Annotated in this window: 20 protein-coding genes; 6 read left to right on the top strand and 14 right to left on the bottom strand. The window is 34.3% G+C overall.

All coding sequences use genetic code 11. From position 1 onward, the window contains the following. Positions 1 to 16 precede the first annotated feature (16 nt). From HLV59_RS08510 to HLV59_RS08490, 5 genes are all read right to left on the bottom strand, one after another. Complete coding sequence (locus tag HLV59_RS08510; RefSeq protein WP_016145409.1) at positions 17 to 772, bottom strand: SDR family NAD(P)-dependent oxidoreductase; 756 nt, start codon at positions 770 to 772, stop codon at positions 17 to 19. A 12-nt stretch (positions 773 to 784) separates the two neighbouring features. Next, on the bottom strand, positions 785 to 1,549 hold the full coding sequence (locus tag HLV59_RS08505; RefSeq protein ID WP_171429750.1) for an SDR family oxidoreductase: 765 nt from the start codon (positions 1,547 to 1,549) through the stop codon (positions 785 to 787). Between the two features lie 89 nt (positions 1,550 to 1,638). Beyond that, entirely contained in the window at positions 1,639 to 2,331 is a 693-nt protein-coding gene (locus tag HLV59_RS08500; RefSeq protein ID WP_171429749.1) for a histidine phosphatase family protein, read from the bottom strand. 15 nt (positions 2,332 to 2,346) lie between these two features. After that, positions 2,347 to 3,408, bottom strand: a complete 1,062-nt coding sequence (locus HLV59_RS08495) for a phosphotransferase family protein (protein ID WP_125739761.1) — start codon at positions 3,406 to 3,408, stop codon at positions 2,347 to 2,349. Continuing rightward, positions 3,408 to 4,670 carry an acyl-CoA dehydrogenase family protein gene (locus tag HLV59_RS08490; protein WP_171429748.1) on the bottom strand — a complete coding sequence of 421 codons (1,263 nt, stop codon included), beginning with the start codon at positions 4,668 to 4,670 and terminating at the stop codon, positions 3,408 to 3,410. Before HLV59_RS08490 ends, HLV59_RS08495 begins: the two co-directional genes overlap by 1 nt. A gap of 81 nt (positions 4,671 to 4,751) precedes the next feature. Between HLV59_RS08490 and HLV59_RS08485 the strand changes: the two genes are divergently transcribed. From HLV59_RS08485 to HLV59_RS08475, 3 genes are all read left to right on the top strand, one after another. Continuing rightward, the gene (locus HLV59_RS08485; protein ID WP_016145414.1) at positions 4,752 to 5,705 is read left to right on the top strand and encodes a LysR family transcriptional regulator; all 954 of its coding nucleotides are present in this window, start codon (positions 4,752 to 4,754) and stop codon (positions 5,703 to 5,705) included. Positions 5,706 to 5,809: 104 nt separating this feature from the next. Continuing rightward, positions 5,810 to 7,426 (top strand): AMP-binding protein, encoded by a 1,617-nt coding sequence (locus tag HLV59_RS08480; protein WP_081173691.1) that lies wholly within the window; start codon positions 5,810 to 5,812, stop codon positions 7,424 to 7,426. 72 nt (positions 7,427 to 7,498) lie between these two features. Continuing rightward, positions 7,499 to 8,350 (top strand): acyl-CoA thioesterase, encoded by an 852-nt coding sequence (locus HLV59_RS08475; RefSeq protein WP_171429747.1) that lies wholly within the window; start codon positions 7,499 to 7,501, stop codon positions 8,348 to 8,350. Between the two features lie 189 nt (positions 8,351 to 8,539). On the opposite strand, the gene HLV59_RS08470 is transcribed toward HLV59_RS08475, so the two are convergent. The 7 genes from HLV59_RS08470 to HLV59_RS08440 form a co-directional block, all read right to left on the bottom strand. Beyond that, positions 8,540 to 9,412, bottom strand: a complete 873-nt coding sequence (locus HLV59_RS08470) for a phytanoyl-CoA dioxygenase family protein (RefSeq protein WP_016145417.1) — start codon at positions 9,410 to 9,412, stop codon at positions 8,540 to 8,542. A gap of 321 nt (positions 9,413 to 9,733) precedes the next feature. Beyond that, the gene (locus tag HLV59_RS08465; RefSeq protein ID WP_171429746.1) at positions 9,734 to 11,155 is read right to left on the bottom strand and encodes an aldehyde dehydrogenase family protein; all 1,422 of its coding nucleotides are present in this window, start codon (positions 11,153 to 11,155) and stop codon (positions 9,734 to 9,736) included. A gap of 150 nt (positions 11,156 to 11,305) precedes the next feature. Then, the gene (locus HLV59_RS08460; RefSeq protein WP_171429745.1) at positions 11,306 to 12,421 is read right to left on the bottom strand and encodes an NAD(P)-dependent alcohol dehydrogenase; all 1,116 of its coding nucleotides are present in this window, start codon (positions 12,419 to 12,421) and stop codon (positions 11,306 to 11,308) included. 429 nt (positions 12,422 to 12,850) lie between these two features. After that, the gene (locus HLV59_RS08455; RefSeq protein ID WP_171429744.1) at positions 12,851 to 13,621 is read right to left on the bottom strand and encodes an IclR family transcriptional regulator; all 771 of its coding nucleotides are present in this window, start codon (positions 13,619 to 13,621) and stop codon (positions 12,851 to 12,853) included. Positions 13,622 to 13,794: 173 nt separating this feature from the next. Then, on the bottom strand, positions 13,795 to 15,144 hold the full coding sequence (locus tag HLV59_RS08450; protein WP_171429743.1) for an outer membrane protein transport protein: 1,350 nt from the start codon (positions 15,142 to 15,144) through the stop codon (positions 13,795 to 13,797). 252 nt (positions 15,145 to 15,396) lie between these two features. After that, positions 15,397 to 16,008, bottom strand: coding sequence for a TetR/AcrR family transcriptional regulator (locus tag HLV59_RS08445; protein ID WP_171429742.1), 612 nt, complete (start codon positions 16,006 to 16,008; stop codon positions 15,397 to 15,399). Positions 16,009 to 16,231: 223 nt separating this feature from the next. After that, entirely contained in the window at positions 16,232 to 17,203 is a 972-nt protein-coding gene (locus HLV59_RS08440; protein WP_171429741.1) for an aminotransferase class IV, read from the bottom strand. Positions 17,204 to 17,739: 536 nt separating this feature from the next. Here HLV59_RS08440 and HLV59_RS08435 point away from each other — a divergent pair. Both HLV59_RS08435 and HLV59_RS08430 read left to right on the top strand, forming a co-directional pair. Further along, positions 17,740 to 19,272 carry a flavin-containing monooxygenase gene (locus tag HLV59_RS08435; protein WP_171429740.1) on the top strand — a complete coding sequence of 511 codons (1,533 nt, stop codon included), beginning with the start codon at positions 17,740 to 17,742 and terminating at the stop codon, positions 19,270 to 19,272. A 70-nt stretch (positions 19,273 to 19,342) separates the two neighbouring features. Beyond that, positions 19,343 to 20,248 (top strand): alpha/beta hydrolase, encoded by a 906-nt coding sequence (locus HLV59_RS08430; protein ID WP_171429739.1) that lies wholly within the window; start codon positions 19,343 to 19,345, stop codon positions 20,246 to 20,248. Positions 20,249 to 20,456: 208 nt separating this feature from the next. Here the strand turns inward: HLV59_RS08430 and HLV59_RS08425 are convergent, their stop codons facing one another. Next, positions 20,457 to 21,326, bottom strand: coding sequence for a phytanoyl-CoA dioxygenase family protein (locus HLV59_RS08425; RefSeq protein ID WP_171429738.1), 870 nt, complete (start codon positions 21,324 to 21,326; stop codon positions 20,457 to 20,459). Positions 21,327 to 21,915: 589 nt separating this feature from the next. Next, a complete protein-coding gene (locus tag HLV59_RS08420) occupies positions 21,916 to 22,560 on the bottom strand; it encodes a TetR/AcrR family transcriptional regulator (RefSeq protein ID WP_031948445.1) in 645 nt (214 codons plus the stop codon). A gap of 436 nt (positions 22,561 to 22,996) precedes the next feature. On the opposite strand from HLV59_RS08420, the gene HLV59_RS08415 reads away from it, so the two are divergent. Then, a complete protein-coding gene (locus HLV59_RS08415) occupies positions 22,997 to 23,569 on the top strand; it encodes a hypothetical protein (RefSeq protein WP_163118602.1) in 573 nt (190 codons plus the stop codon). Positions 23,570 to 23,653 lie beyond the last annotated feature (84 nt).

The following is a 23,653-nucleotide window of genomic DNA, read 5'->3' as shown; positions in this document are numbered from 1 at the left end:
GTATTTAATAAATGTTTTAATAAGCTGTCACGCCGCCATCAATTGCAATGGCTTGACCTGTGAGATATGAGTTTTCTTTGGCACACATCATCAGCATCATTGCCACCACTTCGCTTGGATGGCCAAGACGCTTCATTGGCGAGGCCTGCGCTAAAAAGTCTTGTTTCTCTTTGAGTTCACTGTCGACCACCATCGGGGTGGTTGTATAAAATGGACAAATTGCATTAACTCGAATACCTTTATTTGCATATTCAATCGCTGCTGTTTTGGTTAATCCCACCACAGCATGCTTTGCCGCAGCATAGGCAGCCAATTTGGGAGCCGCGCCTAAACCTGCAACAGAAGCAACATTCAGAATAATGCCACCACCTTGTTGCAACATCTGACGAATTTGATGCTTCATTCCAAAGAACACACCTTTGGCATTGACGGCAAAACTCAAATCTAGATCTGCTTCATTGGTATCAATAAAGCTTTTCATAGGCGGACTCATACCTGCATTATTGATCCCGACATCGATTCTACCAAACTGAGTAACTGCACTTTGCACCAAAGCCTGTACATCTGCTTCACAGCTGACATCACACACTTGCGCAACCACTTCCACTCCTGCTTGGCGTAGCGGTTCAACTACAGTATTTAACCTTTCAATATTCAAGTCACCCAACACTAATTTTGCACCATACTTTGCCAGTTGTTCTGCCAGCAATGCACCAAATCCACTCGCCGCACCTGTGATTAAGACCACTTGACCTGAATAATGTTCGTACATTGCTATTCCTCCCTAAATAGTTAAACCGCCATCAACCACAATACATTCACCATTCGTATAGCTCGCAGCATCTGACACTAAATAAAGTACAGTTCCAGCCATTTCACGCGGCTCTGCGTGACGGCGTAATGGAATTGTGTCCATCCAGCTTTTATAGATATCTTCATTTTCAAATAGTGCCGAAGCAAATTTGGTCTTGGTAAGACCAGGTAGCAAAGCATTCACTCGAATACCCAGCGGTCCACATTCCTTTGCAAATGCTTTGGTCATATTAACTACAGCAGCTTTGGTAATAGAATATATTCCTTGTTGGTCTCCCGGCTGCAGAGCATTCACAGATGCAGTATTTACAATGACACCACTTCCTTGTGATTTCATTAATTTACCGGCTTCAATAGACATGAAGAAATAACCACGAATATTCACTTCAACAGTTTTGTTATAAGCGGCTAAATCCGTATCGAGAACATGACCAAAATATGGATTTGCTGCAGCATTATTTATCAGAATATCTAATCGGCCATGCTGACTACGAATATGTTCAAAAATAGATGATATATCTTCCATTTTCCCAACATGACAAGCAAATGCCTCCGCAGTACCTCCGGCTGCAATAATTTCTTCTGCCACGACCTTACAGTCTTCAATTTTTCGGCTTGAAACGATGACATGAGCGCCTTGTTGTGCTAATAATTTAGCAATTTCTTCACCAATACCACGGCTAGCTCCTGTAACTAAAGCTATTTTTCCAGTTAAATCAAAAAGATTTGTGGCCATACTTTTATACTCCTAGTTCCTTTGTGTTCCATCTATCCTAATAATGATTTTTTATTGCTTTAGTAAACTTATTTTTCCACTTCAATAAGTTAGTGCCAAGTTAATAAATTTATACCATGTTCACGAAAGTGCTGATGTTCATTCATACTTAAAATACTATGACGTTTAGTATCGCTAAGAATTTGAGTAATACCACAATTCACCAGTGACCAATTCAATCTAAATGTCGCGCGATCACTTAAACCCAGTAAAGATTGAATAATCACGGAGATCACTCCACCAGAACTAAAAACGACGACATTTTTCCCTTTTGAACTATTTACAATATCTGTAAAAGCACCTACACATCTATTCTGAAATTGCTTCCATGTTTCAGTATAATTGGTGTCATATTCTCCACTCTGCCAACGGTAAACCGCCTCAGCAAACATGTCTCCCATTGTCTTTGTTGGATGAGTTGAATTTTTAATAAACTGAATAATCTCAGATTTATTCGCATATTTTTTCTTATCCAAATTCAACAAAATTTGTTCATGATCAAATTCATTTAGACCTGTATGCGGTATAGCGACCAGAGAAGAATGCATCTCGCTTAAACAATGTTGTGCGGTTTCATAGTGCCTAACCATTTCTCCACGCCATGCAATATCGAAAGATTTAGCCTGATCATCAAAGACTTTACCCAGAACCCTAGCCTGTTCAGTTCCTTTTATCGATAGTTGATCATAATTATCTGTGCCCCATGAAGCTTGCCCATGCCTAACAAAGGTAATTAAAGCCACGATAATCTCCTTCTTTTATTTCGATTGCCAAGACAATTGCATACAACGAACAAATAGAGCTTCAACAAAACGACCAAACTCTTTAAAATCAGGGTTTTGTGTTTCTTTATGGTAATAACGATAATAAATTTGCTGGCAAATTACGGCTAAACGAAATAAACCAAAAACTTCGTAAAAATTCCAGTTATCCGTGTGTAACCCTGTCTTTTGTAAATAATATTTAACCACTTCCTGACGAGTGAGCATTCCAAACAAATGGGTAGGCTGTCGTCTCAAAGTTCTTAATAAAACGCTGTCATCATCTTGTATCCAATAAGCTAGCGCACAACCTAAATCCATTAAGGGGTCACCTAAAGTTGCCATTTCCCAATCTAATACACCAATGAGTGTTGTAGGCGATTTGGGATCTAGAATCACGTTATCAAGACGCCAGTCATTATGAATAACACAGGTTTTCACATCATCTGGTATATGCTCTAACAACCAAGCTTGTATACCCTTAAAACTAGCAACATCTGGTGTTTTTGCTTGTTCAAAACGTCGTATCCAACCCTCTACTTGTCTACGACAATATCCATCACCTTTACCGATTGTTTCTAAATCAGAGCCTTTATAAGGCACATTATGAAGTGCAATTAGAGCATCTATGGCATTAATACATAGTTGATGCATTTGTTCAGGTGTTAAGTCTAAATTTTCCGGAAGATTTGCTCTTGTAATTACGCCCTCAATTCGATCCATAACATAAAAATCGCAACCAATAACATTTGCATCAGTGCAAAGTGCCACCATATCTGGCACCAATGGATAGAGTGGCTTAAGCGCTTTTTGAACGTTATATTCACGTTGCATATCATGAGCAGACTTAGCTTTGGTTCCTGCAGGTGGACGCCTTAAAATCAGATCTCGATTTTCATACTGTATTCGATATGTCCAATTGGAAGCCCCACCTGAATACTGAGTAATTTGTGGTATACCTTTTAAAACAATGTCTTGTTCCTTCAACCACTGATTTACTTTATTAATATCTAACTCTTCACCTCGGCGAACAGCTCCACCTACATCTATAGTACTCATTAAGCAATCTTTCCTTTTAATGGCTGGTAATTACGTCCGTAACCTCGCTTTTTGAGCTCAATTCTTGTAATTACTCTCTTATGGACTTCATCAGGACCATCGGCGAGTCTTAATGAGCGAGCAATTCCCATAAAACGTGCTAAAGGTGTGTCATTGGAAACTCCCATCGCTCCGTGCATTTGAATGGCCATATCTATAACTTGTTGCATCATATTTGGTGCAATTACCTTAATCGCCGAAATCTCTGTCATTGCAGCAGTATTCCCAACCGTATCCATTTTCCAAGCAGCATAAAGTGTCATTAGACGTGCTTGTTCAATAGCAATTCGAGCATCTGCGATTTTTTCTTTATTTCCTCCTAACTCTAGGATAGGTTGACCAAAAGCAATACGAGTCATTCCCCTGTCAATCATTAACTCCAATGCACGCTCTGCAGCACCCACACATCGCATACAATGATGAATTCGTCCTGGACCTAATCTGCCTTGGGCGATTGCAAAACCTTCACCTGGGCCACCAATAAAGTTTTCAATAGGTACACGCACGTTATTAAAACAAACTTCTCCATGACCATGCGGCGCATCAATATCGCCAAAAATTGGTAACATTCTTTCAATTTTTACTCCTGGTGTGTTAACAGGAACAAGAACCATAGAATGTTGCTCATGATGGCCTTTTGATGAATCAGGTGTATGTGCCATAAAAATTAAGAGTTTTGTATTAGGATCTCCTAACCCTGATGACCACCATTTACGGCCATTTAAAATAATTTCATTTCCATCGACTATTGCTGTGGCTTGCATATTGGTTGCATCACTTGAAGCTACATCAGGTTCAGTCATACAAAATACGGAACGAATTTCACCATTTAATAATGGCATTAACCATTGATTCTTTTGTGCTTCACTGCCGTACTTCCACAAAAGCTCCATATTTCCTGTATCAGGCGCATTACAATTAAAGACCATAGGTGCTAAAAAACTACGGCCAGTATATTCAGCAATATGAGCATACTCTTGAATACTTAATCCGGCTCCAAGCTTTTCATCAGGCAGAAACATATTCCACAATCCAGCTGATTTTGCTTTAGCTTTTAGAATTTCTAAAGCTGCTGGCCATTTCCACGTAGTCCAATCTTCTGGATCACAAGTTTGGTGTACTTCTTTCCAAAATTTTTCTTCTATTGGAATAATCTCTGTATCCATGAATTGTTTAGTTTTTTCTAAATACGCCTTACCTTTAGCGCTAAGTTCAAAATCCATTATCTATAACTCTGTTTTAGTATTTGCCAAGCGTACATAAAATCGTATAATGAATAAAATGAATTAATTTAATAGTAAATCATGCACGAAGATAATAAAAAGGTAGCATCGCTTGCGAGAATTGATCTCAATTTATTTCGAGTTTTTGCCACGATTTATAAAGAAAAAAACTTAACACGTGCTAGTGAACAATTGTTCTTAAGCCAACCTGCGGTAAGTCATGCGCTTGCACGTCTTCGCGAACATTTTAATGATCCATTATTTATTAGAGATGGTCACGGCGTAATGCCGTCTATATTGGCTAAACGCATATGGCCCAATATTGAACAATCATTGTCTTTAATGAACGAAGCAATAAAAAGCACTTTAGATTTTCAACCAGAAAGAGACTTAAAAAAATTAACAATCGCAATGATTGATGAATTTGAACCCATACTACTTCCTTTGATTACTCAACATTTTTCAAAGTTTAATAAAGATTTAATTATAAATAGCGTGCGTATTGATAGAAAAAATTTACGTCAAGAGTTAGTGTCGGGAAGAATTGATTTTTCGATAGACGTTAATCATTTAGTTGAAGAAGGAATTGCTCAGCAAACCTGTTTGAAAGATAAATTAGTCATTATGTGTCATAAAGAACATCCAATTTTACAATCGGGTATAAGCATAGAAAGCTATTTAAATGCAAAACATATTACGGTATCCGCTCGACCAACAGGTAGAGTATTTGAGGATTTTATTTTATCAAAACATGGATTTAAGAGAGAAATTAAACTTCGTTGCCAACAGTATCAGACCGCTATTAGTATGTTGGCTCAAACAGAGTACTTACTTACGATTTCTCACACGCAAGCGTTGTATCATAAAAAAAATTATCCTGATGTAAATATTTATTCTATTCCAGCAAAAATTGAAGGGTATGAAATGAACCTTTATTGGGATGAAGAAAAATCAAAAGAACAAGAAATCGTGTGGTGTAAAGCACAATTAATAGAGATTATGAATACTCTCCAAAACCAGTTTAAAAGTGACTAAATAAAATTAGTTTTATGCATGATTTAATATTTGTTTAATTCATTTTATTCATTGAATAAAAAACCTTACTCTTTTTGCAATACAAGGAAGATAGGAATTAAACAGTGAATAAAAAATGGCAAAAGACATATGATGAATTAGGCATTCCTAACGAAATTACATTGCCACCCGTAAACACTTCAATGATTGAGATTTTTGAAAGAAATGTTCAAAAATTCTCAGACAAAACGGCTTATATTTTTAGAAATGAAAAATTAAGTTATCAACAAGTAGATAATTTATCTTTACGGTTCGCGGCCTATTTCCAGTCTCTAGGACTAAAAAAAGGTACACGTATCGCGGTGATGCTACCGAACGTTTTACAATACCCGATCTCCGTTATGGGTATTTTGCGGGCAGGACTAATTCTAGTAAATGTAAACCCATTGTACACTCCAAGAGAACTTGAGCATCAACTTAAAGACTCGGGTGCTGAGGCTATTATTTTATTAGAAAATTTAAAAGGTATTTTTCAGCAAATTGCCTCAAATACATTTGTAAAACATGTATTTATAGTAAATTTAGAAGATTCTTTAACTCACCCATTCACAGACCATACTCATGACAAATTAAATTCTTTTAATAGAGGATTAAGATATCCGTCATGTTGTTATACTAAACCAAAATTAAATTTGGATGATACCGCTGTTTTACAATATACAGGTGGTACAACTGGTGTGTCTAAAGGAGCCGAATTAACACATCGCAATCTGGTTGCTAACTTATTACAAAATGATGCAGTTTATGGCCCAGTTTTACTCACAGGCAGTCAAGATCATCAAAATATGATTTGTGCGTTACCGCTTTATCATATTTTCGCTTTTCAACTTTCCATGATTTCTCAGTATGCAGGTTTCGCTTGTGTATTAATTTTAAATCCAAGAGATACTGCAAGTCTGATAGAGGAAATGGTTAAATACCCTCCTGTATTATTTCCTTCTGTAAACACTTTAACCAACGCTTTAATCAACCATGAAAATATTAAATTAGTAGATTTTAGTCATTTAAAATTATCGACTAGCGGTGGAATGGCCACCTTGCCATCAACTGCAAAAGCTTGGTATGAACTAACAAATAAACCTCTACTAGAAGGTTACGGTTTATCTGAAACTTCACCGGTTGTCACGATTAACCCACCGACTCTTAAAGGATTTAATGGAAAAATAGGTATACCTTTACCTTCCACTGAGGTTGCTATTCTGGACGATAATGGACATGAGGTTCCATTGAACCAAGAGGGAGAAATTGCGATTAAAGGTCCCCAAGTAATGAAAGGATACTGGAACCGTCCGGAAGAAACGGCGAATGTGATGACACAAAACGGTTTTTTCCGTACTGGGGATATAGGTGTAATGGACTCAGATGGTTTCACAAAAATTGTGGATCGCAAAAAAGATATGATTTTAGTATCTGGCTTTAATGTTTATCCTAATGAAATAGAAGAAGTTGTTAGTAGACATCCTAAGGTACTAGAAGCAGCAGCGATTGGCGTCATCGATGAAAAAAGTGGAGAAGTCCCAAAGCTATTCATTGTAAAAAAAGAAAATGATTTGACTGAAAATGATATTTTCGCATTTGTTTCAGATAAATTAACAGCGTACAAGCAACCTAAATATATTGAGTTTTTAAGTGAACTACCTAAATCAAATGTAGGTAAAATTTTACGTAAAGAATTGAGATAAGATTAGGTTAATCATTTATTGAGACATATTTAAACAAATCTGTCTCTTTTTATTTATTAAGGGACATAAATAATGAACATCCTTACTCAGGATCTCCTTTATTTACTTGAGCTAAGAGAAATCGATTCTTTAATATTTCAAGGAAATTGTACACAAGTCTTCGGTTCACATTTATTTGGTGGACAACTTTTAGCTCAATCCTTAGTCGCTGCAGCAAAAACAACAGATCGCCCGGCCCATTCATTACATGCATATTTCATACAAGCTGGCAGAACTGATATCCCAATTCTTTATCAAGTATCTAACCTCCAAGATGGTTCAAGTTTTAGCCGCAGAGAAGTAAAAGCTTTACAAAATGGACAGTTAATTTTTATTGCACTCATCTCTTTTGCATATTTTGAACAAGGCCCCGAGTTCCAGGTTTCTCCTCCAGTTTACCCTTCCCCAGATTCCTTACAGCCAGAGCAGCACCATAAGTTACAAGTGATTGAACAAGTGCCAGACAATCATAAATCAATATTTATGCGCCCTTTTCAATTAGAAATTAAACCAACTCAATTTTTAGGTTTTAAAGCAGAAAGTAAGTCTTCTTATGCTGAATATTTTCGAACTTATGACAAATTAACCTTAAAAATAGACTCTGTTATTTTACATCAAGCTATTATGGCCTATTATTCCGATTACAACCTACTTTCTATTTCTCTTTTAAATCATGGAATTAGTTACTTTGATGATAAGATCAAAGCTATAAGTTTAGATCATATTATTTTTTTTCATCATGACTTTAGAGTTGATGAATGGTCTCTTTATGATTTAAGTACAAACATTAGTTCACAGGCAAGAAGCTTGAACTACGGTAAAGTATGGCAGAACAATAAACTCGTCTGCAGTACTGTTCAGGAATGCTTGATACGAAAAGTCTAAAAAATCATATTTTTATTTTAAAGAATTAAAAACTGATGCTAAAAAATAAACTAATTAAATTAAAACTCATATAAATAAAATATAAAGGGGTATTTAATAAAATATGACCTCTATCCATATTTGAATAGAGGTTAAATGTAAGTTAAAAACTATCAAAAAATTAAATACTATTTTTTATAAAGATAAGGGTTAATCCAAACCTAAAAACTTTTCTAGTTTGTCATAATTATGTTGCCAAAGCCCACTGCCTGTAGAAGGAAATACAGATCTAAATCCAATCATTTTTTGAACACGTGAAGGAAGAGTTTTTACAATTTCTAGATCTATAGAAAACGCATATGATTCTTCCGGAGTAAAATAAGCTGGAGTTAATGGTATAGCTATACCCCGTCTGTACTCATCTTTTGTCTTGTTTTCCCCACCAGAATGAATAACTTTACCATCCCAAATTAGCATATCTCCTGCCTTCATTAGGGCTGGAATAGTGTCTTCATGTTTTTGACGATCTTCTGGTGACATCACAAAATTATCCCATTCATGACTTCCAGGAATTATACGTGTTGCTCCATTCTCTTCAGTAAAGTCTGTTAAAGCTAGCATACAATTTGCCGCTACACATGGCCCACTTTTTCCCATTTTAATAAACGGTGGAAAATTCTCTAAATCTCTATGTAATCTTTGAGCAGTATTACCGGGACCAATTTGAATGAGTTGTGTTGCTAATAGCCACCAATCACCGCTCTCCTCTCTGAAATAGTATTCACCAAGGTCATGTATCAAATCATGATCTAATATTTCTTCCCTAAAAAGCTTACTATGAGTGACTAAATTATTAATACGCGTGGTTTGATATCCGTGAAATTCTTTAATACTCTCGTATCCATCACCTCTTTTCGAACCTGGACCAGTATCAATAATTGGCTGATCAAAATCTAAGTTCATTTGTTTAACTTGTTCAGGGCTTGCAAATCCTTCATAAACAACTGCGCCATCTTTTCGTAGAATGTCAAAAATTGTCTGTAAATCTGTATTTTTATCTACCCTTTTTAGTTCCGTAGTCATTTATTTTTTCCTATCAATAAAGTTCTTACTACAAATAAACTCTAATAAAAATAGTTTACGAACACTAAGCTCAAAATCTATTCTCATAACTCCGTTTAGCATTTATCTAGCGTACATATAAATACATAATGAATAAAATGAATAAATTTAATAGTAAATCATGCATAAAAATAATAAAAAGATAGCCCTACTTGTCAGAATTGGATCAGATCTAATATGATTTTTTACTATGATTGATAAATAAAAAATTAACCTCCCAAGCTAAAAAATACTTTCATTAAATAAAAAACAGGGCTTTTAAAGCCCTGTTTTTTTATTTAATTATCCGAAGCCAACTACTGACTTTATTTCAACAAATTCATACAGTGCTTGTTCTCCCCATTCTCGACCATTTCCAGATTGTTTATAGCCTCCAAATGGAGCAGCAAAATCTAACGGGGCATAATTTAAATAAATCTGTCCTGCCCGAATTTTCGATGCGACTTTTCGAGCACGTTCTATGGAACTACTTTGCACATAACCTGCTAAACCAAAAGGAGAGTCATTGGCAATTGCGATCGCCTCCTCCTCATTAGAATAAGGAATCATGACAAGTACTGGCCCAAAGATCTCTTCCCGAGCAATTCTCATAGAATTCGTTACATTCGCAAAAATAGTCGGTTTAGCAAAAAAACCTTTTTCTAACCCTTCAGGTGAACCTAGACCACCGGCAATAATTTCTGCGCCTTCATCAATACCAATTTGAATATATTTTTGAACAGTATCAAATTGTTTTTTAGATGAAAGTGGCCCCATATAAGAATTACTAGATGGAGCACCCACCGTAATACTTTCTGCAGTTTTACGAGCCTGTTCCACAGCTGCTTCATATTTTGATTCATGAATAAGCATTCTGGTAGGAGCAGTACAGGTCTGGCCTGTATTCATCATAATTGCTTTGACCCCATTATCTACAGCCTGAGCAATATCAGCGTCATCTAATATAATATTGGCAGATTTTCCGCCTAATTCTTGATGAACACGTTTCACTGTAGGAGCAGCATCTACAGCCACAGAAATCCCTGCACCCGTAGATCCTGTAAAGCTAATCATGTCTATATCTGGATGACGTGATAAAGCTGACCCAACTTTACCACCATGCCCGTTTACTAGATTAAAGACGCCTGCAGGTACACCAGCTTTATCAAAAATCTCTGTTAGGAGCCATGCTGAAAATGGGGTTTGAGCAGCTGGCTTCAATACCATAGTGCAGCCAGTAGCTAGAGCTGGCAAAACCTTTACAACCACTTGATTGATAGGCCAATTCCATGGAGTAATAAACCCACACACACCTATAGGCTCTCTTAATATACGCGTAGTACCTTTTTGCTCTTCAAACGGAAACTTTGACAGTGCTTCAATCGTAGTATTTAAATGGGCTAATCCCATCGCTGCCTGATATTGACTAGCAAGCCAATCAGGAGCACCCATTTCTTCACTAATTGCAGCCGCTATTTCAGCTTCACGTTGTTTATATTCATTCGTAATTGCTTTTAGAAGTTCAAGCCGCTCATTGACTGAAGTTTGTGAAAAACTGACAAAGGCACGTTTTGCAGCTTCTACGGCATTATTAACTTGTTTTTCGTTACCATCAGAAATAATACCAGCAACTTCACCAGTAGATGGGTTAATTACTTCAATATTAGATGTACCTTGTGCATCCAACCAGTTACCATCAATGTAAAATCCTGTATATTTACGCATAACTTCTCCTATTTTAAGGCTTATTTTCCTTAAAAATTATTAAATTTAATATATAGTTTATGAATATAAATTTTTAACTAAGATATAATTCTAGTTATAAATAGTTTCATATTAAGAACTACAATCCATTTTACTTAACATTCATTTAAACTATGCAGCATAATTCCGATCAACAATTAAAACAGGTTTAATCGTTGTTCCATTTAGTGAATCAGAAGATGCCGTATTAATATCATCGAAATCATAGAATTTTATTAGTTTTTCATAAGGAAATTTTCCTTGAGCATGAAATTCTAATAATTGGGGAATACTAATTTGTGGAATACCTTCGCCCATAACGACACCAATAATCTTTCGACTATATACAACAAGATCTGCTAGTGTATTCACGGTAAGATCCTTGTTTGTCACAGCAACGGGAGCAGCTACCCCTTTAATTGCTAATGCATCAATAGACGCTTTCATAACTTCAGATATTCCTGTGGTATCGATTGAATAATTAACACCGACCCCTTTGGTAATTTCTTTAATTTTTTCTACGGCATCTACAGACTTGCTATTAATTACATGAGTCGCCCCTAACTCTTCAGCTAGACTCAGTCGCGAATCATGGATATCAACCGCAATAATTGTTGAGCAACCCATAATTTTAGCAGTCATCATTGCTGCTAAACCTACCGCACCAGTACCAAAAATCGCAATTGAAGAACCAGTTGTTGGCTTCAAGCCATTAAGAACGGTGCCTGAACCTGTTAACAAACCGCATCCTAAAGGACCAAGGAGGCGAAGATCTGCTTCTTTAGGAACTGCAATTAAGTTAGTTTCTTTAACATTTGTATGAGTCGCAAAAGATGATTGGAAGAAGAAATTATTCACCTCTGTACCATCTTCTTTTTTAAATGGAGCTGAACCATCATCACGATGTTTACCCCAATTTAAAGTCATCCAATCTGTACATGCTGCAGGCAATCCATGCATGCAGTGATTACACTGTTTACAGTATGCATAAGCTAAAACAACGTGATCACCGATTTTAAAATTTTTAATATTTTTGCCTACTTTCTCTACAATACCAGCACCTTCATGTCCTAATACGCCTGGAAATTCATAGGCAGCATGGCCTAATCGAACAGCATCATCAGAATGACAAATCCCTGAGGCAACAATTTTGACTTGTACCTCATCATCTAATGGCTCAGCGAGTTCAAGAGTTTCTATTTCATATGGCTCATTAACTGATTTAACAACAGCTGCTCTAATTTTCATCTTATAACTCCATTTAAGATTTTGATTATTATAGATAACCTAGGATGTAAATATTATTTAAAAATATAATAAAATAAATAGGTCATCGCTAGAACTCTAACATTAATAACTGCAATTGAAATTTATTTAAAGTCCACTCTATGGATCATTTAAAATAAGAAACATAACTAGGTTTAAAATCAACCCAGCATCTTTTAATAAATAATTGAATTTAAAAATAAAACATAAAATTCTCATAGAAAATATAGAATTTAAATAAAAACAACTTAATTTAAATAGATTTTTAAGAGAAATTAATATATTTAAAATTATTTTACATACTATTTTTATTTATTATATACATTGAAAAAATTAGCCCATATATAACGATAAATTATTATATTTTTGATATTTATTAAAAAAAACAAATAGCTAATTATTTATATAAAATCAATAAATTAAACTCGACATCTTACTTGCTGTACTCATTATTTTGGGTATTAACTTCTTTGCGTACTCTGGTTGAAGTCGCTCGGTACTAGCTGAAATGGAAAGCGTCATATATGGCATTCCTCCATTTTGGGATGGAATAATAGTCGTAATTCCACTAATGTTTGGGTAGACTAAATTTTGAGCATATATATAATTATCCTTTTTCATTTTATCTATAAAATCAGGTATAGATTTCTTTAAATGTAAATGGTTCTCTGAAACCCATTCTATAGGAGCATCTAATTTCGGTTTTTGAATCCAGTATCTTTGCTCTTCTTCTTTTAAATAAGCTAAAAGTGCAATACCTGAATAAGTCGCAGTAAAGGGCTTCAAATCACCTTTATGTATGCTGTAAGGGAAAATAGGATTTTCACCTTGACAAACAGCGACATAGCGTACTCCATTAAATTGCTTTAATCCAATACAAACTAAATCGCCACAGTCATCTGCCAACTCTTGCGCAAATTCCTCTAAGGTATTTAAGTCTGATATTGGTACAGGTGCACTTAGTCCTAAAGTAAATATTTCTGGACCAAGTTGATATATTTTATTATCTAGCTGCTGAACAAACCCAATTTTAATCAAATCATTCAATATACGATGTGTAGAAGCATGTGCAATACCCGTTTCAAGCACTAAATCTTTTAAACGCATACCTTCTTTAGAACTACTTAAGCTTAATAAAATATGAGCAATTTTATTCGTTAATATTGCAGTTTCACTTCTCATTACTTTATCCCTTGTAATATTAATGAGATATATATCATTAGAGCCTTACAAACATCACCCCATTGATTTAATTAATATTTTTTAAAAATTTAAATTAAAATAAACTCAGGCAGAAAAATAAGTTAGTCTGCCTTACATTTCAAAAATTTCAAAAAATAGCTACCCCACATAGACTAAAAGCGATATCCAAATTTTAACGCATATACAATTGCGCGATTATCTTTAAACTCAGCCTGCTCTGAAAATTCTTTAATACCTTCGATTGGTAAGAAGTAACCACCACCTTCAGCTTTAGTATCCCCTAGCCAGAAATATTTTACGCCAGCAGCAATAAAATAATTAGGTGCTGGATTAAATTGAGCGCCAAGCCCAAAAGACCAAAAACCGTTCACGGGTCCAAGCGTTGAAGCAGGATGACCTGATCCAGAATCCCAACCAATATCAGATGCAATACTCCAACGGTCTGTTAACTGTTGTCCTAACCCAAGCGTTACACTATATTGATCTTTTTGGTAAGAATCCAAATCAATACCTTGTTTATATGCTCCTCCTGTTAATGTATCCATATAGAATGCTGTAAGTGCATCATATTGCGTTGGGCGAATATTAAATTTTTTCCAATTCACCCATCTAAGGTTCATATAGGCAAGCGTCTTTTCAGCAATACCTGTTTGAAAATCTATATTTACAGATTGAGGTGCTTCTATTCTTGTTTTTGCAGGTGCAGTGTATTGTAATGGCTCACCAAAGATATTTTCATCTACTTGAAAATCATATTTAATTTTTGAACGATAAGTTACAGCTGCTTTAAGCGCAATTTCCGGAATTTGATAACTTCCCCCTACTAGCCAACCTAGCTCTCCCTCTTTTTTAAATTTAGCATTGTATCCATTAAAAGCTTCGGTATATGCCATTCCTCTGAAAGACACATCACCTTCTACAGTTTGATAAACGGGTCCACCATAAACTTGAAAGTTTTTAATAGGTGAATAACCCAAAATAAAACTTAAATTTTGGCTTTTTACATTTACGGATGTACCTTCACGACTGGCTTCATCAGAATAACTATTATTAGGGAGAACTGGATATGCTGATTTTGCAGCAAAAGGCTGATCGTAGAGTAACCCAAAACTGAATTGGTCTGTGAGTTGCAACTTTAATGCAGCTGTATAGAATTGATTATCTTGCCCAATATCACCTGTATTACGACTTTGATTAGGTCGAACAAGATCTGGACGATCATGGACTACACCAGAAACAGAAGGATCAATAGCGAAAGCACTTACTTCTGCATAATTACCGGCTTCCAAAAAAGGCAATATCGATTGGCCCGACTGTTCAAGTGCTGAAGCATGACTATAACCACTAAAAAAGACACCGATTGTACTAAATATAATGGAGCCAGATTTCAACTGAAATTTTCTGCCTAAGAAATATTTCATTCGGTTATTTACAATCGTATTTTTAACTATTCCTAAGTGTGATCCTAACTCAGCACACCCTTTGCTTACAGATTTTTCCATCATTAATCCTTGAGTTATAATTCTTTATAAACCATAAGTTAATTAATAACTTACCTATCCATTTCAATTAATTTTAATAATAAAAAAGAACAAAATATACACTACAAAATTAATAACACAGTGTCAATGACATTGTGTCAATATTATGAAAAATTACAGAATGGTTTAACAATATTTTTAATTAATGAACATGGAATGTAACTTTAAAGTTGATTAAAGATAGAAAAAATTCTTTCTATTACTCCACTCTTGCTAATTCGCACCATATAATGTTGAAATCCAAATATTTTCTAATACCCGAATTACAACATCTGATTGAACTTGTGTAGTGTATCCAAAAGCTTCTGAAAGATATCTTTCTTCAAGCCAAATTAGAGCTTTTGCTGTTTCTTCTACTTCTACATCTTTTCTAATTTTTCCAGCTTGTTGCTCTGCCCTTATATGCTGAGCAGCAGCGGTGATAAATTCCTGTATTAAGCCACGATAGACAGCATCAACGCGCTCATCACCACTTGCAGCTTCGACAAAAGCTCTTAATAAACGACCATGCTCTACATAGACTTTTACTGAATCGACTAACGCCCGATGGAAATCTTCCTTAGGATTATTACCCTCTAACCAGCGATCTGAAATCTTAAATAGTTCTTTACTAATATTTTGAACGAGACGAAGAGTAAGATCATTTTTATCACGAAAATGGACATAAAAAGCTGGGCGTTTTAAACCCGTGCGTCGCATAACTTCATCAACATTGAGTTCACGAAAATGATGTTCACTTAAAAACTGTTCAGCAGCTTCCAATATTTCTCGCTCAGATTCTTTTGGGTCGTGTTTTGGTCTACGGTGGCGAGGAGCAGTTGTCATACTATCCTAGTTCTAATGAGCACGGTGCCATTGTAGGTATTAATAAAAATTTCGACAAGACTTAAATTATTTTAGTTCATACATAAACAGATTTTCAAATTATCTTTAACAATCAATTATATAAAATTAAAAGTATTATTTTAATAAGTTTCAGATATTTTAGTTATAAACAAGTTAAGCCTATTTATCGAAATAGGCTTAACTATTTTTATATTATAAAACTTTAAGAATCATAGTTGACCTTAGTCGCTAACCAACCGTCCCAACGCTTTGTCCAATATAAATCGTGTAATTTAGCCGCTAAAGAATTTTCGTTGGTAGGTGCAATGGGTAAAACCACCTCATCAACTGTTTGAATAGGCATAACTCCACCTGCTGAGCTTGAAGTGAACGCTTCATCAGCTTCTAGAAGTTCTTCCTCTTTCACTTTTGTTATATGTGTTTTTACGCCTAATTCATTAGCCAATTCAATGACAGTTCTTCGGGTAATACCTTCTAAACACCCTGAATCTGGAGTATAAATTTCATTATTTTTTATAGCAAAAATATTGGCGCCAGCAGCTTCAGTTAAATAACCATTTCCATCAGTCAAAACAACCCAATCTTTGTCTTGACTACGAGCTTCGTAAAGACCAAGTTTCATGTCCATCCAATGGAAATTTTTAGCTGTTGGATCTACAGCTTTCTCAGAAATACGATTGTAGTGTTTACTAATTAATATTTCTAAGCCATTTGTTCTACGTTCATCATCTGCTTGGAAGAAGTATGGTGATACAAAAGCGAACATAGCATTTTGTTGCAATACAGGATTTTTTCTGCTTGCACTGCTTAAAGGTCCTCTTGTTACAGCCCACCAAACATAAGCATCTTTTAGACCTGTTAATTTAACTAGGTTTGTAAGAATTTCTCTGACTTCTTCACGACTATACGGATTTTCAAGAAAGAATTTTTGACATGATGCTTCCATACGATCCAAGTGATCATCTAAACGGAAAAAAGCACCTCTAGAAACCGTAACCACATCATATGCCGCATCTGCATGTAAAAAACCAGCATCCATTAATGGGACAGATGCTTCTTGTATTGGTACGTATTGTCCATTACAAAATGCACTTCCATAAGAATATTGCTCTTCATGTTCTGCACGCTGATGCAATTCATGTTCAGCCATGATTTTTTCGACTTGTATAACCATTTACAACTTCCTTTTGTGCAACACAACTAATCTATAGAAAATATGACTTAATAAAATTAAAAAAGCAATAATTTTATAAAAAATGAAAATTAATCCATAATTGATATTATTTAATGTTACTTAAAATTTCTAATAAACTATGAGATTCAATTACTTTTTATATTTTTTCCAATAAATATGATAAAAAATAAGCGCATATCTATAATTAAATTAACAAGATAAAATCAATAACTTAAAGCAATAAAAATAATTTATTTTTTTAAAATTAATATTTATCAAACATTTAGGGCATGAATTTTCAAAATTAAACTGTAGAGTTCAATAACTACCACAAGTCATTGACACAGTGTAATTGATAAATTAATAATAAAAGAATGCCTCTTTTCCTTTACCAGAGCAGGCTTATAAACCTGAATAGACATATAGGAATTAGGCTTTTGTTCATCAGAGTCAAGGAAGAATGAAGATTAAAAATCATCATCTTAGAAATCTAACTGGTGCTCAATTTACTGAAATTATGTAAAGAGGAAAAAGATATGAGCTCATCAGATCAATCAGCCATTACTGATGTTTTAATTATTGGTGCAGGGATCGCAGGTATTAGCGCTGCTTATCATTTAAAGAAATATAGACCACAATCGACATTTAAAATATTAGAAGGACGTGATGAAATTGGTGGGACGTGGAGTTTATTCCGCTACCCTGGTATCCGTTCTGATTCAGATATGCAATGTTTTGCTTTTGGTTTTAAGCCTTGGACTAGCGAAAGAACTTTTGGTAGTGCAAAAATGATCTGTGATTATCTAAAAGAAACGGTTTCAGAGAATGATATTGAAAAGCATATTTGTCTTAGCCACTCTGTAACAAATGCAGAATTTTCATCTGATGAAGGTATCTGGTTAGTCAAAGTTAAACAAAAAAATCAAAAAAACATCACCACTTTGCGTTCTAGGTTCTTAATCCTAGGTACAGGTTATTATGACTACAGCACTGGTTACACACCAGATTTTAAAGGAACCGAAGACTTTCAAGGTCAAATCATCCATCCTCAACAATGGCCTGAAAACCTAGACTATACGGGTAAGAAAGTTGTTGTTATTGGTAGTGGCGCTACTGCAGTGACATTAATTCCAGCTATGGCTGAAAAAGTTAAGCATATTACTATGCTTCAAAGATCTCCGAGCTACTTAATGGCGCTTCCTAGTGTAGATCCTATCGCCAATACTATAAATAAACTTTTTTCTCCTAAACGTGCCTTTGATCTTATTAGACGTAAGAATATTACGTTAAGTAGAGCAGTTTATAAATTAAGTCGTCAATTCCCAAGTGCTATGCGCCGCTTATTAATTGCAGATGTACGAAGAAAACTACCTAAAGACTTTGATGTATCTACTCATTTTTCGCCAAAGTACAATCCATGGGATGAACGTCTATGCGTAGTACCAGATGGAGATATGTTTAAAGCAATTTCTTCTGGAAAAGCATCAGTTGTAACCGATCATATCGATAAATTTACCAAAGATGGTATTTTACTAAAATCCGGGAAAACATTAGACGCCGATATTATTATTACAGCTACCGGCTTAAATGCTCTGCCATTTAGTCGCATTCAATTATCTGTAGATGGTAAAGCAATAAACTATCCAGACACTACGATATTTAAATCAATGATGTTGTCAGATGTACCTAATTTTGCGTTCGCATTTGGCTATACCAACATCGCCTGGACCTTAAAAATTGATCTTATTTGGAGACACTTCTGTAGACTTTTAGACTACATGGATAAGAACCAATATAGAATTTTTACACCAGTCATCAGTAACAAAAATATGAACCGTGTACCATTTGTCGATTTGAATTCTGGGTACATTCAAAGAAGTATTGCACAATTTCCTAAGGCAGGTACCGAAGGTCCATGGACTTTATTACAGGATTATGAGTTTGATCTTGAAAGACTTGATAAGGGACCTGTATTTGATAAGGAATTACAGTTTAGTCAGATCATCCCTAAGAAAAAATTAACTGTAGTTACGGACCCATCACCAGAAGGCGCAAAAGTACAAGCTTAATCATATATAAAAAATTTCAGTCTCTTATAAACCTACTCAAATAAGAGACTGAATATAAAGGAAAAATATTATGGAAAATATCAAATTTACAAGTAAAGGAGTTACATGTTCAGCATGGTATATTCCTGCAAGTACCGATAAACATATGAATTCAAAAGGTAGACCATGCATTGTCATGGCGAATGGTTTTGGCGGTACTAAAGATACAGGTTTATTAAGTTTTGCTGAACCCTTAAACAAAGCTGGTTTTGATACATTTATTTTCGATTATCGTGGTTTTGGAGAATCTGGCGGCTTCCCAAGACAAAATGTTTCCTATAAAGCTCAGCGTGAAGACTACCAAGCAGCAATTACAACTGTGCGGAATCTACCTTATATAGATCGAAACCGAATAATACTTTGGGGTACCTCTTACTCTGGTGGTCATGTTATTACCGTTGCAGCGCAAGATCAAAAAGTTTCAGCTGTTATTTCTATGAATCCTGCAACAGATGGTTTAGCAGCTCTTTTTCAAGTTTACCAATATGGCGGTTTCAAACAATTAACCACCGCTATTGCCCATGGCTTGAAAGATCAATTTAGGGCAATTATGCTTCAAGACTCTCACACCATTCCAATTGTGGGACAACCTGGAACGGCTGCAATGATTAGTACGCCTGGCGCAGAAGAGAATTATAAATCAATGGCTGGCCCGACGTGGCGTAATGAAGTCTGTGCTCGAGCAGCCTTAGAAGTAACTAGAAATCGACCTATCACTTTTGCTAAAAGTATACAATGCCCTGCGTTAGTACAAGTAGGAGCCAATGATCAAATTGCTCCACCAGATGCTGCCAGAAAAACTGCAAGCTTAATGAAAGGTCCTACCGAATTAATTGAGTACCCAATTGATCACTTTGATTTTTACGCTACACCATGGCAAGAAAAGTTACTTACCGATCAAATTAACTTTTTAGAAAAACATCTAAGTACAGTTTGAAAAATAATTTTAATTAAATTGAATATCATGCAATTCAATAATACAGTGTTGAATTGCATTTTTATAGAAAATATTTTAATAGCATCAACTTAATCTAACTTATTCTTAAAATAGAAATAAATTTTAAATAGATTAGAATATATTAAAAAACCAAATAAAGTATAATCATTCATACTCTATTTGGCTCTAAAATATTTAATAATAAATATTAGATTTTCTGACTAGTTTGTTGAGCATTTAATAAATCAAGAGGATTCATCATTCTACCCTCATGCTCCACAAACCCTACAAATGTACTACTCATGTTCCAGCCTAATAGCCCCTTCAGCTCATCTGAAAAATTACTCATTGATTCAGGTGACATAGAAAGATAATGATTCTCTTCTTGTCTTAAAAAAGCTAAATCATAAGACATAGTCAAACCAATTCGAGGTTCACTGCTAACATTTTCTCCCCCGCCATGATAAGTTGATCCAATCCAGATTAAAGCATCTCCTGCTTTCATTTCTGCAGAAACTGCTTCATCTATTTGAGGCCCTCTTTGGTCATCCCATAAATGGCTTTGAGGGATCACTTTTGTAGCACCATTTTCTTCAGTAAAGTCAGTAACAGCAACCATAATTTGTACACGTGCTTCGCGCCCATATATAGGATGTCGCCACATCCATACGGCATCATCACGATGCAGAGGTTGAGCTTTTTGACCTGGCCAAATTTGAATGGCTTGAGTCATTCCGATTTGAACGTCTGGGATAAGTTCTACTCTATTTTCACCACTCCAAAAATGCAAAGGCTTTTGAAGGATAGTTTTTGCCGTTTCAAAAAAGACCGGATTCATTGCCACTAATTGCATTTGTGGTAAACGTGAGAATAATCGACTCATTCTTCGTGTTTTAGTACCTGCAAAATACTCATCCTCACCATCAGGGATACTATCTAATTGTTTAGATAATTCTTGATAAATTTCTTGGGTAAGTTCTTCATTTAAAAAATTTTCAATAATTACTCCACCATCTCTCATGATAGTAGAAACAATTTCATTGATTTCTGTGTCTTTACTTAGCTTCATTAATGACATATGAGGTCCTTTTCTTTAACTATTTAATATTTAAAGCATTTTTGCTTTACTTTTAAAGTTGCAAAAGCATGCCTATAGAATATTGCTACTTGTATCCATTGTAGGATCTATCAAACATATAATAAACTACAATTATTATAGCTTAATTGCTATTTTTCAATAATAAAACTATTCCAATCAAAAATAAACTATAATTACTATAGTTTAGTAAGAATTTTTTGGATTTCTGATCCCATAAATCAGCTACTGACTAATTGAAAAAATTTCTGAGATTTAGGTTAATTAGGCAAAGTTAAAAAAGACATAAGGTTTTGATAAGAAATAATTAATTTGTATTTATAAATAATATATTTTAGTAATCAACTTATTGCCTGAATTGTATTTTCGGCTATTTTATTAAATTAGCTTCGCTACTATAAGTTTCTGTAATCTAAACAATTCTTTGTTTTTTTATTTGTCTCTTTTAAGTCTATGCTTTATTGATATATAAATGAGAAATATGAATTTTATAGCTGTGAAATATTGAAGTAAAAATTTAAAAAACACTCTATGAACTCTTAACAATTAAGAGTTCATAGAGGCTTAATTTTTAAGCCTCTAGCTTCTTTTTGGGTTCGAAGTCTTCTGGGAAATAACTTCTTAGATAAGAAATCAATGCTCTTTGGGATTCTTTTACAATTTCATCTGGTAACGAGCCATACTGAAAAAAAGCATTTTTCCAAATTCCATCTAAGATATACACTGCAATAATCATTTTTTCTGTATAACGAGCTTTGTTAATCCCTTCAAAGTAATTATCTAGACTATCCATTATTGCCATCGCTAAAGCAGCGCATTGATTTGAATCAACTTCTCTAGTTTCCATTGGTGAATTATTATTTAAAATTAGTTTAGGTACATATGAGTTTTCTCTAAGATGATTCGCACCAATAGATATAAACTGGCAAATTAACTCTTGCCATGATTCAATATCAGGACTAATTTTTGAACGAATATTTTGTCTCCAATTTTCATGAACTCTTTCAGTAAGAGCAACCAATATGCTATTTTTATTTGGGAAATGATAGTAGATTGAAGGTAATGCTATTCCAGTTAAGTCAGAAATTTCGACCAGATTAATATCGTTTATTTCTTTTTCTTTGAGCAAAGCTTCCATACAATCTAAAATTTGATTGGTTCTTTCTATTTGCCTTTGCTGAGGCGCACGAATGCGTTTTACACGAATATTATTCACTACAGATCACCACATATAAAACTTCACAACCTACTGATGAAAGTCTACTTTAGATTAACACTTTGTCCAAACTAATATTTTTTATAGATCTTTTCAGTAAATTTCTTCACCTTTAAGCCTATTGGCTGTGTAATTCTTAAAAAAGCATGATTCACATGAGTTATATAGGGCTTATTTTAACACCTCAATAAACAAAAACAAATATAGCTTAATAAAATAATAATCAAAATTAAAACCACTAAATACTTAATATATATAAATATTTTAAATTAAAATTATGCACATTTTATAACTAAACTATAATAAAAATAGTTTAATCTTTATAATCTCTAAGAGTTTTAAAGGAAATTTAAGTAATTTTTGTTTTAGAACTAAAAAATACTCTAGATAAAAAATTTAGATTTCCACCTGTTAGAAGATGCATACGGAGCTAGAAATGGAATTTATACTCAAACATGTTACAGAATTCTCTGTAACTTTATTTCCTAAGAATTTACATCTACATCTTCAAAAAGATGGCTTTTTATTAATCCGTAATTTTTGGGATAACAATCAAGTTAAATATATAAAAAAGAATAATTATTTTAAATTTGATGTAATTAGTAGCTTAGTAGAGATGGATACAATTTTAGAGAAGAATTTAATTTTATATAAAGTACAGTTAGATTTAATAAGGTCAATTAAAACTAATTGTAATTCAGCAATTTATATAAAAGATTTCAATTTAAAACACACCTCTAATAATGCTCAAAAATTTATGAGTTATATTGAAAGGTTTAACCCACAGGATATGAATAAGCCTGAAGTGCTTTCCTCAGTAAAATGTATAACTAATTTTAATAATTTAGACAGCCTTGATTTTGATTTATTACTCGGAAGTCATAAATGGGAAGATGATCTAGATGCTTTTAGGCTCAGTTCAGATTTATCGGTAAAAGCTTCTATAAACTCAACAGACCTAGCCTTTATCTCTACGCAATTGCTTTATAAACTTTCCTCAAACACCTAAAAATCGGTCATTAAGTAAAGTGTCTAAGATCAGTGGCGGTAGTTTATATCTCAAGTTTAGCCATATAAACTACTTCACTTAAGT

The organism is Acinetobacter lactucae (genome assembly GCF_013122135.1).
Classification (GTDB): Bacteria; Pseudomonadota; Gammaproteobacteria; order Pseudomonadales; family Moraxellaceae; genus Acinetobacter; species Acinetobacter lactucae.
The sequence above is the reverse complement of the archived record's forward strand: the minus strand, read 5'-3'. Positions and strand labels throughout refer to the sequence as shown.

Bases quoted from the DNA above. Each gene is read 5' to 3' on its own strand.
- HLV59_RS08510 (WP_016145409.1), bottom strand. From the start codon at position 772: ATGTACGAACATTATTCAGGTCAAGTGGTCTTAATCACAGGTGCGGCG.
- HLV59_RS08505 (WP_171429750.1), bottom strand. From the start codon at position 1,549: ATGGCCACAAATCTTTTTGATTTAACTGGAAAAATAGCTTTAGTTACA.
- HLV59_RS08495 (WP_125739761.1), bottom strand. From the start codon at position 3,408: ATGAGTACTATAGATGTAGGTGGAGCTGTTCGCCGAGGTGAAGAGTTA.
- HLV59_RS08490 (WP_171429748.1), bottom strand. From the start codon at position 4,670: ATGGATTTTGAACTTAGCGCTAAAGGTAAGGCGTATTTAGAAAAAACT.
- HLV59_RS08485 (WP_016145414.1), top strand. From the start codon at position 4,752: ATGCACGAAGATAATAAAAAGGTAGCATCGCTTGCGAGAATTGATCTC.
- HLV59_RS08475 (WP_171429747.1), top strand. From the start codon at position 7,499: ATGAACATCCTTACTCAGGATCTCCTTTATTTACTTGAGCTAAGAGAA.
- HLV59_RS08470 (WP_016145417.1), bottom strand. From the start codon at position 9,412: ATGACTACGGAACTAAAAAGGGTAGATAAAAATACAGATTTACAGACA.
- HLV59_RS08465 (WP_171429746.1), bottom strand. From the start codon at position 11,155: ATGCGTAAATATACAGGATTTTACATTGATGGTAACTGGTTGGATGCA.
- HLV59_RS08460 (WP_171429745.1), bottom strand. From the start codon at position 12,421: ATGAAAATTAGAGCAGCTGTTGTTAAATCAGTTAATGAGCCATATGAA.
- HLV59_RS08455 (WP_171429744.1), bottom strand. From the start codon at position 13,621: ATGAGAAGTGAAACTGCAATATTAACGAATAAAATTGCTCATATTTTA.
- HLV59_RS08450 (WP_171429743.1), bottom strand. From the start codon at position 15,144: ATGGAAAAATCTGTAAGCAAAGGGTGTGCTGAGTTAGGATCACACTTA.
- HLV59_RS08445 (WP_171429742.1), bottom strand. From the start codon at position 16,008: ATGACAACTGCTCCTCGCCACCGTAGACCAAAACACGACCCAAAAGAA.
- HLV59_RS08440 (WP_171429741.1), bottom strand. From the start codon at position 17,203: ATGGTTATACAAGTCGAAAAAATCATGGCTGAACATGAATTGCATCAG.
- HLV59_RS08435 (WP_171429740.1), top strand. From the start codon at position 17,740: ATGAGCTCATCAGATCAATCAGCCATTACTGATGTTTTAATTATTGGT.
- HLV59_RS08430 (WP_171429739.1), top strand. From the start codon at position 19,343: ATGGAAAATATCAAATTTACAAGTAAAGGAGTTACATGTTCAGCATGG.
- HLV59_RS08425 (WP_171429738.1), bottom strand. From the start codon at position 21,326: ATGTCATTAATGAAGCTAAGTAAAGACACAGAAATCAATGAAATTGTT.
- HLV59_RS08415 (WP_163118602.1), top strand. From the start codon at position 22,997: ATGGAATTTATACTCAAACATGTTACAGAATTCTCTGTAACTTTATTT.